We start from the raw sequence: 14,728 nt of genomic DNA, 5'->3' as shown, positions 1-14,728 counted from the left end.
TAACGGGGTGAAAACCTATGTCAAAATATAAAACAATACTGCAATCTAATAAAGACGAATTACATTCTTTATATGAAATTGCAAACCAAGATTCATGGAAACCAATTTATCATATCCACCCACCATTTGGATTAATGAATGATCCTAACGGTGTATCATACTACAATGATGAATATCACGTTTTTTATCAGTGGTATCCATTTGGTCCCATTCATGGAATGAAGCATTGGGGGCATGTGAGGTCAAAAGACCTTATTAACTGGGAGCGTATGCCTGTAGCCATCATCCCTACTGAAAGCTATGAATCACACGGTGCATATTCTGGTAGTGCTATCGTAAAAGATGGCCTTCTTCATCTACTTTATACAGGGAATATAAAAAAGCCTGATGATTCCCGTGATGCAAAACAATGTATGGCAACAATGGATTCACAATATACGATGACGAAATATAGTAATAATCCTGTTATTGATATAATTCCTGACGGATATACAAAACATGTACGTGATCCAAAAGTCTGGAAACATAATGATATGTACTATATGTTACTCGGTGCCCAACGTGAAAATAAAACAGGAACTCTATTACTATACAAATCACAAGACCTATACAATTGGCATTTCCAAGGCGAAATTACAACAAACTTAAAAGAATTCGGATTTATGTGGGAATGCCCCGATTACTTCCAATTATCAGGGAAAGATGTACTTCTCTTTTCACCGCAAGGAATTGAAAAAGACGGAGAAAACTTTCACAATGTATACAATGTCGTTTATGCTATAGGCCATTTCGATATTAAAAATTTATATTTCCATGTTGATTCCTATTACGAAGCTGATAAAGGATTCGATTTTTATGCCCCTCAAACTTTAGAAGACTCTACTAGTCGTCGCCTATTGTTTGCTTGGGCAGGATCAAGTGAAATCACATATCCTTCTGATGATTATATGTGGGCTCATTGCCTAACACTTCCACGTGAATTAACATTAGAAGATAACATCTTAAAACAAAAACCAGTTTCAGAATTAACAAAACTACGAACAACAAAAAAAGACATTTCAGGAGATATAACAGCTGGATTAAATGTATTATCAACGCTTGATGATGAAGACTCCTATGAATTAATTGTTACACTTAAAACAGAAGATGCAAAGCGTTTTGGTCTTTCTCTCTTCCACAATGAGGAAGAATGTTTCCCCATTACATTTAATCGGGAACAAGGTACTATTTCTATAGACAGAGGCAACTTCTACCATCAATTTGGCGGAGAATATGGATTTGAACGCTGTAAAAAAATCAATATTCAAGATACGATAGAACTACAAATATTTGTAGATAAAAGCATCGTGGAAATTTTCTTATACGATGGTTCAACAGTCTTTACGTCCCGAGTTTTTCCCCAAAAAGACATGAAACATCATATCGCAATCTTTTCAGATGCAAAACTAAGCTTTACCATCACACAATATAAGCTGAAAAGAGGGATTGTATGAGAAATGTCTTTTGTATAGGTGAACTATTAATTGATTTTGTGTGCCGAAATACTAACGTTTCTTTAGTAAACGGTTCAGATTTCGAAAAAAAAGCTGGTGGAGCACCCGCTAACGTTGCTGCTGCGATTACAAAATTAGGTGGACACGCTACATTTATGGGGCAAGTAGGAAACGACCCATTTGGTGAGTTTCTTGAACAAACTTTACAGCGTGCGCAAGTCGATACATCCATGCTCATAAAAGATAAACAAACAACACTTGCATTCGTATCCATCGATCAAGATGGCGAACGTGATTTTACTTTTATGCGTGGTGCAGATGGTGAATATCAATTCAATAGCATTGATTTATCAAAAATACAAACGAATGATTTAATACATTTCGGTTCAGCGACAGCTTTACTATCAAGCCCATTAAAAGAAACGTATTTTCAGTTGTTACAATATGCGAAAGATAAAGGCCATTTTATTTCTTTTGATCCAAATTATCGAAGTGCACTCATTACAAATACAGAACAATTCTCTCAAGATTGTCTAACCTTTATAAAACATGCACACTTCGTAAAAGTAAGTCAAGAGGAAGCTACTATGCTCTCTAAAGAGAGTGATTTACAACAAGCTGCACTCAAATTATTAAATTATGGCGCAAAAGTAGTAGCTATTACACTTGGAAAAGACGGTACCCTTCTTGCGACAAATGAAGGTCAAACTATTGTCTCTTCTATTTCCATTCAACAAGTCGATACAACTGGTGCTGGTGATGCTTTCGTTGGAGCAATGTTATATCAGATTGCCCAAAGTGAACATACACTTTCGTATCATTTCAAAGACTTAACAGCATTTATCTCCTTTGCCAATAAAGTAGGCGCTATCACATGTACAAATTACGGTGCAATTGCCTCTCTTCCATCATTAACAGATATAAAAGCATACGATTAATCGTATGCTTTTTTTACATTCCTCTCCAAAAATCATGCATAATAAAAAAGTACAAAATAACGAGAACGGCCGTCCCGCATAAGGTAATGCGCCGATATATACTCTTCTCTCCTTCCCTCGCTTTCACAAACGCCCAAATAAATCCGAAGAACAATATTAAATCAACATATGGAACATAAAAAGAAAAGACGAGAAACGCATATAAATACACGATAAATAAACAGGTCGTTACTAAGAAAACTTTAAACGCAAATTCACTTTTCATAATATAACCGCCCCCTATCTGTACTGTATTATATTCAGCAAAATACAATAGTTGCAGTTAAACTCCAAGTATAAATAAGCTACCGTCTATAATACGGTAGCCATTACGGAACATTGTATTTCCGTTTATATATATTACTTAAAATCGAAGAAGGAATTTGCTCGTAACGAACTTTCTCTCCTGTTTCATCTATAATATACGAATTGTTTCCTATATAATATATTCCATCTTTTCGTTTTGAGTACACTGGATATCTTTCATTTGGCAATACCGTTTTCACTTTCGTTAACTGTCCATTTGGTTCTTGCCAATATATATCCGCGCGGTCTACTAACGTAAGTACTCCAATTTGTTCTTTTTCTATTTTTCGACCATTCCAGCTCACAACGCGATAACCAAGTTTATTCGCTTCATATTCGGGGCTCGTATGAAAACGAGAAATGATTACTTTTGTTTGTAATTGTACTCGGTCATATAACCATTGTATATCCCTGTCATGCATACGAATACAGCCATTTGATTCCCTACTTCCAATCGTCCATTCCCGGTTCGTCCCGTGAATTGCATATTCATTCTTATCTAGTCCAAGCCACCTCGTACCAAGAGGGTTATTCGGTGCACCCCCAGGTATTTTTTTTCGATGGTATTCTTTATTTTTAAATTTAGTTATAATACAAAAATTACCTTCAGGCGTAGGTGTACGATCTCTTCCAGTCGTTACTGGAAATGTTTTTTTGTAATTTCCATTTTCAAAAAAAGACAACTGGTTCGTCGTAAGATTTACTAATATTAAATGATCTGTATTAGCAAAAGCACTAACCGGTAGGATGAAAAATAATAGTATGATGAAACATAACTTTTTCAGCTATATCCCCCCTAGCGCTCCCTATAATAAGTGGAATTAACATTACTTTGCTCTTATAAATGAAAACTATCCATTTACAATAACGCCCCCATTTACATGTATCATTTGCCCAGTAACATAGGATGAATCACCAGATGCCAAGTATACGTATGCCGGCGCTAATTCATATGGTTGACCAGGTCTTTGCATCGGAACATTGCTCCCAAACTGAGAGACTTTCTTCTCATCAAAGCTCGATGGAATAAGCGGTGTCCAAATCGGGCCTGGTGCAACACCATTTACCCGAATCCCTTTTTGCACTAACGATTGAGAAAGTGATCTTGTAAAAGCTACGATTGCTCCTTTCGTTGCGGAATAATCAATTAACGTTTCATTTCCTTCATATGCAACGATAGATGCCGTATTTATAATGACATCCCCTTTCTTCAAATGAGAAAGGGCTGCTTTCGTAACGTGAAAATAAGAAAAAATATTAATACGAAATGTTTTTTCTAGCTGTTCTGCTGTAATATACTCTAGCCCTTGCTGCGGATATTGCTGTGCAACGTTATTCACTAAAATATTTAAACTACCTAACTGCCGGGCGGTCTCTTCCACAATATCTTTACAATGCTGTTCATTACTCAAATCCCCCGGCAACAATACACACTTTACACCTTCTTTTTCAACACGTTGTTTCGTCTCATTTGCATCTTCTTCCTCATCTAAGTAAGCAATCGCAACATTTGCTCCCTCTTTTGCAAAAGCGATGGAAACTGCTCGTCCAATTCCGCTATCTCCTCCCGTAATTAATACATTCTTTCCTTTTAACTTTTCACTTCCTTTATAATTTGGATCTTCAAACTGCGGAAGGGGGCTCATTAATGATTCAATACCAGGCTGCTTATTTTGATGTTGCGCAGGCATTGTTATAAAGTTTTTTTGCTGTGGCATAGCTGCTTTCAACTCCTTTTCCTTAGCATGTGCACAATAAAAAGCTGAAATTCACACATCGGTTTACGATTAATATTCGAATTTAAGACACAAAATATGAATTGTTATAAACTTTTTATGCAAAACTATTGCAAAATAGATAAAAAACGAATATTATATATAACTGTTGTGAAAATTATTCGTAAACAGAAAGGATGTTTATATGTTTAACCTTTCAAAACATAAAACTTCTATTAAAACTGAAATTATGGCAGGTATTATTACCTTCTTAACAATGGCATATATCATTGTCGTAAACCCTGTTATCCTTGGAGATGCAGGTGTTCCATTTGAACAAGCATTTACAGCAACAATTATTGCTGCTGTTGTCGGAACATTATTTATGGCAATCTTTACAAACTTACCAATCGCAATCGCGCCAGGTATGGGATTAAATGCTTACTTCTCTTACTCTGTTGTAAAAGCGCATGAAGGCATGACTTTCGCAATTGCATTCTCTGCTGTATTCGTAGCAGGTATGATTTTAATTTTGCTATCATTTACATCTTTCCGTACAAAATTAATGGAAGCAATTCCTGAAAACTTAAAACATGCAATTACTGCTGGTATCGGGCTATTTATCGCCTTTATCGGTTTACGTTTAACAGGTATCGTTACAAAAAATGATGCAAACTTAGTTGGACTTGGTGATCTTCACTCTGCTCCAGTACTACTAGCATTAGCTGGACTTGGAATTACAATTGTCCTTATGTCTTTAAATGTAAATGGCGCACTATTTATCGGGATGCTATTAACTGGTATTATCGCTTTTTTCACGGGACAATTATCATTCTCAAACGGTGTTACATCAATGCCTGGTTTACCAGAAGGAATTATCGTTTCAAATCCAATTACAGCTGTATCTGACGTAATTAACTACGGATTATACGGCGTTGTATTCTCATTCTTCCTTGTTACACTATTCGATACAACAGGTACATTACTTGGCGTTGCACAACAAGGTGGATTTATGAAAGACGGAAAGCTTCCAAAAGCAGGACGAGCTCTTCTATCTGACTCATTCTCAGCAACTATTGGTTCTATGTTCGGAACGACACCATCAACAGCTTACATTGAATCATCTGCTGGTGTTGCAGCTGGTGGTCGTACTGGTTTAACAACTGTTACAGTAGCGGTTCTATTCGCACTAGCAGCATTCTTCGGACCATTAGTAAGTGCCGTTTCTGGTGTATCAGCTATTACTGCTCCATCATTAATTATCGTTGGTAGTCTTATGATGGGTTCAGTTCGCCACATCGATTGGGACGCATTTGATGAAGCATTCCCAGCATTTTTAGTAATCTTAAGCATGCCACTTACATCAAGTATCGCAACAGGTATCGCACTTGGATTTATTTCATATCCACTTATGAAAGTGGCAAAAGGTAAATTCCGTGCTGTTCACCCACTTGTATATGTATTTGGAATTTTGTTTGCTTATCAATTGATATTCTTACCACATTAAAATCCCTCTTCCTGAGGGATTTTTTTATAAATACTGTTTGACAACACCATTCGTTTGTGGAATAATTCAAAATAGTTAAATATTCGATGTCTTATCAAGAGCAGGTGGAGGGATGAGCCCTACGAAGCCCGGCAACCGACCCATTTATGGGCACGGTGCTAATTCTTACAACACATTGTGTTGAAAGATAAGAGTAATATGATAAGGCGTCTTTTCTATATGAAAAGGCGTTTTTTATTTTCACTCCCTCCTCTCTCTTCTTAGTTTAGGAGGGATTTTTTTATGAAAAAATTATGTTCCATCGTACTTATTTTTCTCTTATTTACATTAGCAGCTTGTACAAATGAACAAGATGCTATCTCTTCACAAAAGCAACAAACTGTGAGAAAGGCGACTACAACGGTAGAAAATCAATTACAAACAGAAATTCCAAGCCAAATGAAGAAGCCATTAAAAATAGCATTAATTATGCAAATGTCCATTGGAACTTTTTCCTCTCAATATATTGAGGGTGTCAAAAAACAAGTTGAGCTATTTGGCGGCAGTGTACAAGTCTACAATTCTGATAACGATTTAGCAAAAATGGCTGCAAATTTAGATACTGCTATTAATTCAAAAGTGGATGGTATTTTAATTGATCATGGCCGTTCTGAAGCACTAAAACCTGGAGTAGAAAAAGCGTTACAGGCGAACATTCCCGTAGTTGCGTTCGATAACGATCTACGCTTGCCAGGTGTGACAATTATTGATCAAGATGACTATAGTCTTGCATGGAAATCATTAAAAACGTTAGCGGAAGATTTGAATGGACAAGGAAATATCGCAGTTGTATGGGTCGGCGGTTTTGCTCCAATGGAACGTCGCAATGTTATCATTGATGCTTTTTATAAACGGTATCCAAATATAAAAGAAGTTGCAAGATTCGGTACTGCTAGTAATAACACACCGCTCGATACACAAACACAAGTAGAAGCTTTACTAAAGAAATATCCGAAAAAAGGCGATTTACAAGCTATTTTCGCTTCGTGGGATGAGTTTGCTAAATGGGCTGTTAAAGCACTTGAACAAGCTGGTCGTACAGATATAAAAGTATATGGCATTGACTTAAGTAATGAGGATTTACAACTCATGCAAAAAGAAAACTCACCTTGGACTGCTACAGCTGCAACTGATCCAGCTGAAGTAGGTAAGGTTCAAGTACGATTTTTATACAAAAAAATTGCTGGTGAACAAACGCCAGATATTTATTCACTAGAACCTTATTTAGTAAAGAAAAATAATTTACCAAAAGAAAATATAACAATGGATCAGTTATCAAAATATATAAACGGTTGGGGAGACTCAAAAGATGCATATTCCCCTTGGATGAAAAAATTAGAGAAGGAGAAAAAATGATGACGTTCTCTCTTCAAAACATTACACATTCTTATCATGTCGCTACACCTGTTCTAGAAGATGTTTCTATTCATATTCAAAAAGGAAAAGTACACGCTTTACTAGGCATGAACGGTGCGGGAAAAAGTACTTTACTAAAAATAGCAACTGGTGAAATTCAACCAGTTGTTGGCGATATAAAAATTGATACTCAGTCTGTTTCCTTTACTTCACCGCGCGATGCAAAAAAGCATGGCATTTCTTTCGTAACACAAGAAGTAGATCACGGACTTATTCCCGGATTATCTGTATTAGAAAATGTACTAATCGATCATTTAGCAATGCAAAATAAAATACTATTTTCAAAGTCCAAACTAGTCGCACTTGCTAAACAACATTTGCAAACTGTACAGGTAAATTTAAATGTTTCGGAAGATGTTTCAAACTGCTCATTACATGAAAAACAATTACTCCTTATCGCAAGAGCTTTATCTAACAATACAAATTATCTTTTATTAGATGAACCTACTTCTTCTCTTGGACCAAAAGAGGTTGAAACCTTTGGGAAACTATTAAAAGATTTAACAGCAAAAGGTATTGGCATCCTTCTAGTTTCTCATCGTTTATCAGAGATTCGAAATTTCGCGGATGATGTAACTGTATTACATAACGGTCAAGTTGCCCTTTCTGAAACCATTACAACGATTACAGATCAGCAAATTGTGGAAGCAATGACTGGAAAACAACTTACACTCCCTATTAATACAGCACCAAAACGCGGGAGCGAAGAATTATTTAAAGTACAAGAGCTTCAATTACGCGAAGATCATTCTCCCCTTTCTCTTACAATACGAAAAGGAGAAACTGTTGTTATATATGGATTAATTGGAAGCGGCAAAACAACACTTGCTGAAACCTTATTTGGTGCTCGTCATACTTATCACGCTGAAATAGATGGTCAAACAATAAAAATCAAAACACCGCGAGATGCAATTAAAGCGAAAATTGCACTTGTACCCGAAGAAAGAAGAAAACAAGGCGTGTTTCTTACAGAAAATATTATAGGTCACACAAATTTACACCAATCAGGTTGGCGAAGAAAACAAACCGAATTAAATAATGCCACCACGACAATTTCTTCTTTCAGCATTTCGCCAAATGACCCAAAAGCCTTTATTCATTCACTTAGTGGTGGAAACCAACAAAAAATCTCAATTGCAAAGTGGAGTGGATTCAAACCTAATCTATTTCTTTTAGACGAGCCAACTAAAGGTGTAGACATCGCTGCGAAACAAGACATTTTTCAATTCATTCGCAACATTACAGAAAACGGAAGTTCCGTAATTTATTTCACAGGAGAACAAGATGAAGCGTTGCATATCGCTGATCGCATTCTTATACTGGCAAACGGAGAATTTGTAGGTGAATACTTACCAAGCGAACTATCTCCTGAACAGCTTTTACATTTATCTGAAGGGAGCTATTCCATTGAATCTCGTTCATAAAACGAAAACTAAGAAACTATATTTACCTACTCATCTTTTTTATCAATTTAGTACAATTGCTATTATTATAGGTGTTACAATTTTTTTCTCTATCGTCAATGATTCTTTTTTAACATATAACAATATTAGTGATATTTTACGCTCTATCTCCATCGTAACGTTACTTGCAATCGGCGTTACCTTTACATTGATTGTAGATGGGTTTGATTTATCAGTCGGCTCTACCGCTAGTTTAGCAACAATTGCAGCTGCTTCTTGTCTCGTTTTATATCGACAAGAACTATTAGTTACACTCCTTGTTCCTATTCTTTGCGGATTATTAGTTGGATTATTAAATGCACTACTCGTTATCCGAATTAAACTACCCGATTTACTAGCTACATTAAGTATCATGTATATCGTTAATGGACTACACTTAACATTTTCAAAAGGATCCTCAATTTATGAAGGAATGTCCGGTGCAACAGGACATTTTATTCCATCCTTTTTATTTATCGGTCAAGGTTCCGTCTTAGGAATTCCAGTCCCTGTCATTATCATGCTTACTGTCGTTTTAATTGCACATCTATTTTTAGAAAAAACAACGTACGGTCGTTTCTTTTATATGACTGGTGGTAATCGAGAAGCTGCTAGATTAGCCGGTATTCCTACTGATCGTTACCGTGTATATGCTTATATGATTAGTGGTTTACTAGCTTCTATTGGCGGCATTATTCTATGCAGCCGCGTTGGAACAGGACAAGTTTCAGCTGGTGCTCCATTATTAATGGATGCAGTCGCAGCTGCCTATATCGGTTACGCAATGTTCGGTGCCAAGAAACCAAATATAGTCGGAACATTCCTCGGCTCGGTATTAATTGGAATTATATTAAATGGACTCACAATGATGAACGTTCCTTATTATGCACAAGATATTATTAAAGGCAGCATTTTAATTACAGCTTTAGCCTTTTCATTTATTAAAAAGAAGCGTAAATAAAAAGAGAGCATCGAATCGATGCTCTCTTTTCCCTTTGCAACAATCACACGAAAGCCTCCACGATTACTAAACTATGAAAAAGATAACAGCAGTTAAAAATTATTAATATTTCTCATTCATCTGTAATTCTTTACTATACTTTTGAATGAAAACTGACGAAACAACCATTACCATTCCTACACTAAATCCAATAAGCTGATCCAGTAGCATCTCATCATGTATGAGCCAGCGAAGTAGATATACCCCTCCAAAAATAAGCATTGCAGTAAATCCGGTATGCCTAAGTCCTTTATATACATTTTCCATATGTATCACCTCTTCATATACCATTATCCATATTATACCACACAACCATCAAGTAACCGTATCGTCCTCTGACAATATGCAGCTACCTTTTGATCATGTGTAACAACTAGCACTGTTTTTCCTTCTTTATTAATCTCTTGTAAAATACTCATAATTTTTTCCCCATTTTCTTGATCAAGAGCACCAGTCGGTTCATCAGCAAGTATAATTTTTGTATCTTGTGCTAAAGCCCTTGCTATTGCTGTTCTTTGCTGTTCTCCTCCTGATAACTCGTAAGGATATTTGTTAATATGCCTCTCAAGCCCTACCATTTTCAGCATTTCTTTTGATATTTGCATACGTTTCTTATGAGAAATTCTTCTATATATAAGTGGAAGCATTACATTTTCAATAATCGTATAATCATCGAGTAGCGAAAAGTTCTGAAACACAAATCCAACTTCCGTGTTTCTATACTTATGATAGTTTTGCTTTAATGTACTCGTATCCATTCCATCTAAAAAATACTTTCCAGCAGAGGGGCTATCTATTAAGCCAATAATGTTAAGGAGAGTAGACTTCCCCGAACCAGAGGGGCCCATAATGGCTATCATTTCGCCTTTTTCTATTGTAAGATTAATATCTTTTAAAGCACTAAAATTATTCTTTCCAAAGCCCTTAGCCACATTTGCGAGCCGAATCATCTATAACACCTCTTTCATATATGTATTTTTTATTTTTAGTACATTGAAATAAATGATTGCATATATAACGAGGATCATTACAAGTGATAAAGCACCTATAACAACCAATGATTCTATAGAGACTTTTAACGTTCCAAAGAAAGATACTATACTATTTTCTAGCCCTTTCTGAATTTCAATTACTCCACTATTCTCCCATTGAAAATACATTATTCCTATACATATCGCTAAAACGAATAGCAACATATACTCAATAATAAATGGAAGACATATTTGAAAAGTGCTTGCACCTAACGCTGATTTAATAGAAATATTTTTACGCTCCATATAAAGTGCTGCCATTGATGTCAATACAATAGATAGAAATGAAAAAAATAAGACTGTACCGCTTAATAATAAGGGGTATGACATATTATCAATACCTTGTTTTTCATTTTCTAACAATTTATTCGGATTTGTAACATAATACGAATAACCCTTACCTTCCGTTACCTTTAATACTTTCTTTTGAAATTCATTTATATTTATCTTCTCCTTTGTTTCTATAATTAACCCATTGTATAAAAGTTCTACACTATAGAACTCTATTTCTTCTGTTCCAATTGGTAAAATCGCCATGTCATCTAATAATGTAATACGATTATCCGATATTTCACCACTTCGAGGATATGTAAATGGTGAATTTTTTTCTAAAAAGCCAATTACTTTTAGCTTCATTTTTCCAGATGGTATAACATCACCAATAGATACCTTTTCTATATAATTAGCCCCTAATATAACAGGTCTAATATCAAATACTGATTTATGAAATTCCGATTCCTCAAAATATCTTCCTTGTGAAATTCGTATATGAAAGTACTTATTAATATCTTTATCAACAATAAGAGTCTTTATCGTTCCATTTTCTTTTTTTAAACTAAGTGAATAGTTACGGAACAAATAATTTGTTTTATTTGTTATTGGTATCGTATTAGATAACCCTTGCATGAAATGTTGATAATCACTTTTTGCTTTTTCTTCGCTAAACAATGTTATATCTTGCGTCGCATAAAGTTCATAGAAATTTTTATGAGTCGATAAATTATTTGCTACCGTCATCATTTTTCGATATCCCGAAAGATTACTAACAAATTCTATTGCTGAAGAAAATGCAATAATTAAAGAAATTACTATAATCAAACTTGGTAACAACCGTTTTTTCACAGACCGTATAGAATCAAATATAAAAAACATGAAGACCTCCTACGTTCTTAAATGTTTTCCGGGATATATATTTATAATGTGCTTGATTGGAATTACAGTAACAAAAATTGTAAGAAAAATTATAAAAACAACATTGCATATCAATACATATAGTGTTAACGGTTTTACTAAGTATGTCTGAAAGTAAGTATGAATTGTTCCCGAAAATATTTCTAACGTAATAAAAACTAAGAACATCGCTGCTAGAGAAATAAACAAAATTTGAATATATAGTTCGCAGTAAATAGATATATTAGAAGCACCTACTGCTTTTTTTAATGAAATCTCTCTTTCTTTTTTATAAATCCAAAATAAAACCGCAGAAATACCAGAAACAATTGCAACAAGAATAAATTTATAATAATACTTATTTGCTGGATCTATATGTGTCACATGTAGTTCCTGAAGATCTCGTTCATTCAGTATTTGAACATCTCCCGAAAGCACTTCTTTACTCCTATCCATAAACTTTTTTATTTCGTTATGAATAGATGATGTAGGATTAACAACTGTTAATTGTAATTGTTTACTCGCGATAATACCTTTTTTAGATATAGTAGGTAAGTTTTGAAGTGGAACGTATATACCTGCTACACCGACGTCACTGTCTTTTCTTGATATAGTTCCTATTTTTTTATATGTAGCATCAAATTCATATAACTCCTCTACATTCGTTTGATCGCCAACAACCATATCGTTTACATTTTCACGATGAAAATATTGTCCTTCAGAAATATATGGCTTCCAATAATAATCATCTTTTAAGTTCACAGCTATAATCTTTGTTGCCCCTGAACTATTTAATGCTTTTAAATGCTCTACATAAATATCACTTTTAACAAAAGTATCTTGTATGAAAGGAATTATCTCTTCCAATTCAGTTGCATTCGCTATCGGAACAGTTAAAATTTGATTCTCCTCTGGAAAACCGATTTGAAAAGCAGATATAAAGTTTCGTTTAGACTCTGTTAAAAGTGCGGCTATTGATATAGAAAGAAAAGAAATAAAAAATGACATAAGGAGAATTAAGAAAAACAGTTTATTGCTTTTTATATTTTTAAAAGCTAGGTACATGTCTGTGCTCCTTTGAAATAAGAAGGAGATGATGAACATCCCCTTCTCCTTATCTAAATATTTATAAAGACAACTGTTTAATGCTTTTTACCACTGTAATCGTAAGTTACCATTACTATCAAAAGTACCTTTGTGTGTATCTTCTTGATAGTCATTATTCTCATTTGCATAATGCTCCGAGTATAGTCCTTTTGCACCAAAGGCGTTATATGCACCATTACTCACAGTTGCGTTTAATGCTCTTCCAGATTCATGGGACCCTAATTTGTCTGAAGCGCTTTCAATATATGAATTATTTCCATTTGATTTAATAAAAGAAATTGCTACTGAACAACGAGATGCATTTTGATTCGTAGTAGTTTGAGCTCTATAAGATAGTAGGTTACCGCTTTTGTGACCGCTTAGAGTTGGATAGAATGCACTTGTTGAGATTGATGTTGCTAATAATACTAAAGTCGTAATTAAAAAAACTTTTCCTTTCATTAACAATCACCTCATAAATTTAATATTTTAGTAGCGCTACATCATCATAATAGCCTTCAAATAAATTCTCCTCAACAAGAAACCCCGATGTTTTACAAACTCTTTAAACACTTAAACATTCATACATTTTTAAAAAGTAACGTATAAGTAGCAATATAAAAAGACTGCAGAGAACTCCATCTCCACAGCCTAATATTTATTTTTGCAAAAACGCCTGCAAATCTGCAAATTGTCTCTTTGCATCTTCATAGCCTTGCTCGTATAAATTTTGTAGTTTTGCTGTATCTTTTTCCATACGATCTACTTGAAGCGGCACTTCTGGGCGAATAACAAATAAATTCCCGGCTTGTTCTTCTTTTTCAATATAGTGAAGTGTTTCATTATACACTTCATAACGATTCAGCATCGTGTTAACAAGGTTCGGATATTTTTTATAAGCTTTCGCTGCAACCCATCCAAACTTTGATTTTTTCTTCGCGTAGCCATGATTTCTCGTTAAAATAACGACTGATTTTTTAAATCCATCCTCTTGCGCTTTACGAACTGGAATCGGATCAGAAATCCCGCCATCTAATAACTGCTTACCACGATAATTTACTACCGGTGCAATGAAAGGCAATGAACTAGACGCTTGTAATAAATTTAGTGCATCATCATTCGTTCCTTCTTTTTCAAAGTAAACAGATTTTCCTGTTTCACAATCCGTCGTTCCTACAAGGAAACGTTCTGGGCTATTAAAGTATGTTTCAAAATCAAACGGCACATGCTTTTCTGGAATTTCATGAAAAATGAAATCCATATCAAATAGCTGACGTTTTCTCCATAAGTTTTTATACGATAAATATTTCGGATGTGATGCATACTCAATATTGACCGTTTTATTTCTATTTCTTTGTCTGGAAAGATACGACGCTGCATGACAAGCACCAGCTGATACACCGATTACATATGGAAAATATAAATCTTGTTCCATAAAGTATTCTAATATCCCGCCCGTGTATACACCACGCATACCGCCGCCTTCTAATACTAACCCCGTATTTTCAAGCATGTTACTCTCTCCTCTATATATATTGACTCTTTA

At 34.8% G+C, this 14,728-nt stretch carries 15 protein-coding genes and 1 riboswitch; of the genes, 6 read left to right on the top strand and 9 right to left on the bottom strand.

Annotated features, from left to right (window positions below; genetic code table 11):
- Window positions 1–17 precede the first annotated feature (17 nt).
- Both scrB and ACZDYH_RS06715 read left to right on the top strand, forming a co-directional pair.
- Complete coding sequence (gene scrB / locus ACZDYH_RS06720) at window positions 18–1,493, top strand: beta-fructofuranosidase (protein ID WP_074619040.1); 1,476 nt, start codon at window positions 18–20, stop codon at window positions 1,491–1,493.
- Window positions 1,490–2,431 (top strand): carbohydrate kinase family protein, encoded by a 942-nt coding sequence (locus ACZDYH_RS06715; RefSeq protein WP_001246640.1) that lies wholly within the window; start codon window positions 1,490–1,492, stop codon window positions 2,429–2,431. Before scrB ends, ACZDYH_RS06715 begins: the two co-directional genes overlap by 4 nt.
- Window positions 2,432–2,444: 13 nt before the next feature.
- On the opposite strand, the gene ACZDYH_RS06710 is transcribed toward ACZDYH_RS06715, so the two are convergent.
- From ACZDYH_RS06710 to ACZDYH_RS06700, 3 genes are all read right to left on the bottom strand, one after another.
- Complete coding sequence (locus ACZDYH_RS06710; protein ID WP_000834195.1) at window positions 2,445–2,696, bottom strand: hypothetical protein; 252 nt, start codon at window positions 2,694–2,696, stop codon at window positions 2,445–2,447.
- 103 nt (window positions 2,697–2,799) lie between these two features.
- Window positions 2,800–3,561, bottom strand: coding sequence for a L,D-transpeptidase (locus tag ACZDYH_RS06705; RefSeq protein WP_041183970.1), 762 nt, complete (start codon window positions 3,559–3,561; stop codon window positions 2,800–2,802).
- A gap of 66 nt (window positions 3,562–3,627) precedes the next feature.
- Window positions 3,628–4,494 (bottom strand): SDR family oxidoreductase, encoded by an 867-nt coding sequence (locus ACZDYH_RS06700; RefSeq protein WP_001136264.1) that lies wholly within the window; start codon window positions 4,492–4,494, stop codon window positions 3,628–3,630.
- 202 nt (window positions 4,495–4,696) lie between these two features.
- Between ACZDYH_RS06700 and ACZDYH_RS06695 the strand changes: the two genes are divergently transcribed.
- The 4 genes from ACZDYH_RS06695 (at window position 4,697) to ACZDYH_RS06680 (ending at window position 9,856) form a co-directional block, all read left to right on the top strand.
- A complete protein-coding gene (locus ACZDYH_RS06695; protein WP_000482713.1) occupies window positions 4,697–5,998 on the top strand; it encodes an NCS2 family permease in 1,302 nt (433 codons plus the stop codon).
- An 88-nt stretch (window positions 5,999–6,086) separates the two neighbouring features.
- Window positions 6,087–6,192, top strand: a riboswitch (SAM riboswitch).
- A gap of 88 nt (window positions 6,193–6,280) precedes the next feature.
- Window positions 6,281–7,393, top strand: a complete 1,113-nt coding sequence (locus ACZDYH_RS06690) for a sugar ABC transporter substrate-binding protein (RefSeq protein WP_139849193.1) — start codon at window positions 6,281–6,283, stop codon at window positions 7,391–7,393.
- On the top strand, window positions 7,390–8,877 hold the full coding sequence (locus ACZDYH_RS06685; RefSeq protein WP_434713521.1) for a sugar ABC transporter ATP-binding protein: 1,488 nt from the start codon (window positions 7,390–7,392) through the stop codon (window positions 8,875–8,877). The genes ACZDYH_RS06690 and ACZDYH_RS06685 overlap by 4 nt, the downstream gene beginning before the upstream one ends.
- Entirely contained in the window at window positions 8,861–9,856 is a 996-nt protein-coding gene (locus ACZDYH_RS06680; RefSeq protein WP_001054980.1) for an ABC transporter permease, read from the top strand. The genes ACZDYH_RS06685 and ACZDYH_RS06680 overlap by 17 nt, the downstream gene beginning before the upstream one ends.
- Before the next feature lie 102 nt (window positions 9,857–9,958).
- Here the strand turns inward: ACZDYH_RS06680 and ACZDYH_RS06675 are convergent, their stop codons facing one another.
- The 6 genes from ACZDYH_RS06675 to ACZDYH_RS06650 all read right to left on the bottom strand — a co-directional run bounded on the left by ACZDYH_RS06675 (window position 9,959) and on the right by ACZDYH_RS06650 (window position 14,695).
- The gene (locus tag ACZDYH_RS06675) at window positions 9,959–10,186 is read right to left on the bottom strand and encodes a hypothetical protein (protein ID WP_139849191.1); all 228 of its coding nucleotides are present in this window, start codon (window positions 10,184–10,186) and stop codon (window positions 9,959–9,961) included.
- Window positions 10,187–10,194: 8 nt separating this feature from the next.
- A complete protein-coding gene (locus tag ACZDYH_RS06670; RefSeq protein WP_139849190.1) occupies window positions 10,195–10,845 on the bottom strand; it encodes an ABC transporter ATP-binding protein in 651 nt (216 codons plus the stop codon).
- Complete coding sequence (locus ACZDYH_RS06665; protein ID WP_065228322.1) at window positions 10,846–12,078, bottom strand: ABC transporter permease; 1,233 nt, start codon at window positions 12,076–12,078, stop codon at window positions 10,846–10,848.
- Window positions 12,079–12,087: 9 nt separating this feature from the next.
- A complete protein-coding gene (locus ACZDYH_RS06660) occupies window positions 12,088–13,161 on the bottom strand; it encodes an ABC transporter permease (RefSeq protein WP_139849188.1) in 1,074 nt (357 codons plus the stop codon).
- A gap of 87 nt (window positions 13,162–13,248) precedes the next feature.
- Window positions 13,249–13,644, bottom strand: a complete 396-nt coding sequence (locus tag ACZDYH_RS06655; protein WP_139849187.1) for a hypothetical protein — start codon at window positions 13,642–13,644, stop codon at window positions 13,249–13,251.
- A 196-nt stretch (window positions 13,645–13,840) separates the two neighbouring features.
- Complete coding sequence (locus ACZDYH_RS06650) at window positions 13,841–14,695, bottom strand: patatin-like phospholipase family protein (RefSeq protein ID WP_000892707.1); 855 nt, start codon at window positions 14,693–14,695, stop codon at window positions 13,841–13,843.
- Window positions 14,696–14,728 lie beyond the last annotated feature (33 nt).

The organism is Bacillus sp. EB V-12 (assembly GCF_056158125.1).
Note: the sequence above shows the minus strand (reverse complement) of the source record. Positions and strands in the feature narration are given on the sequence as shown.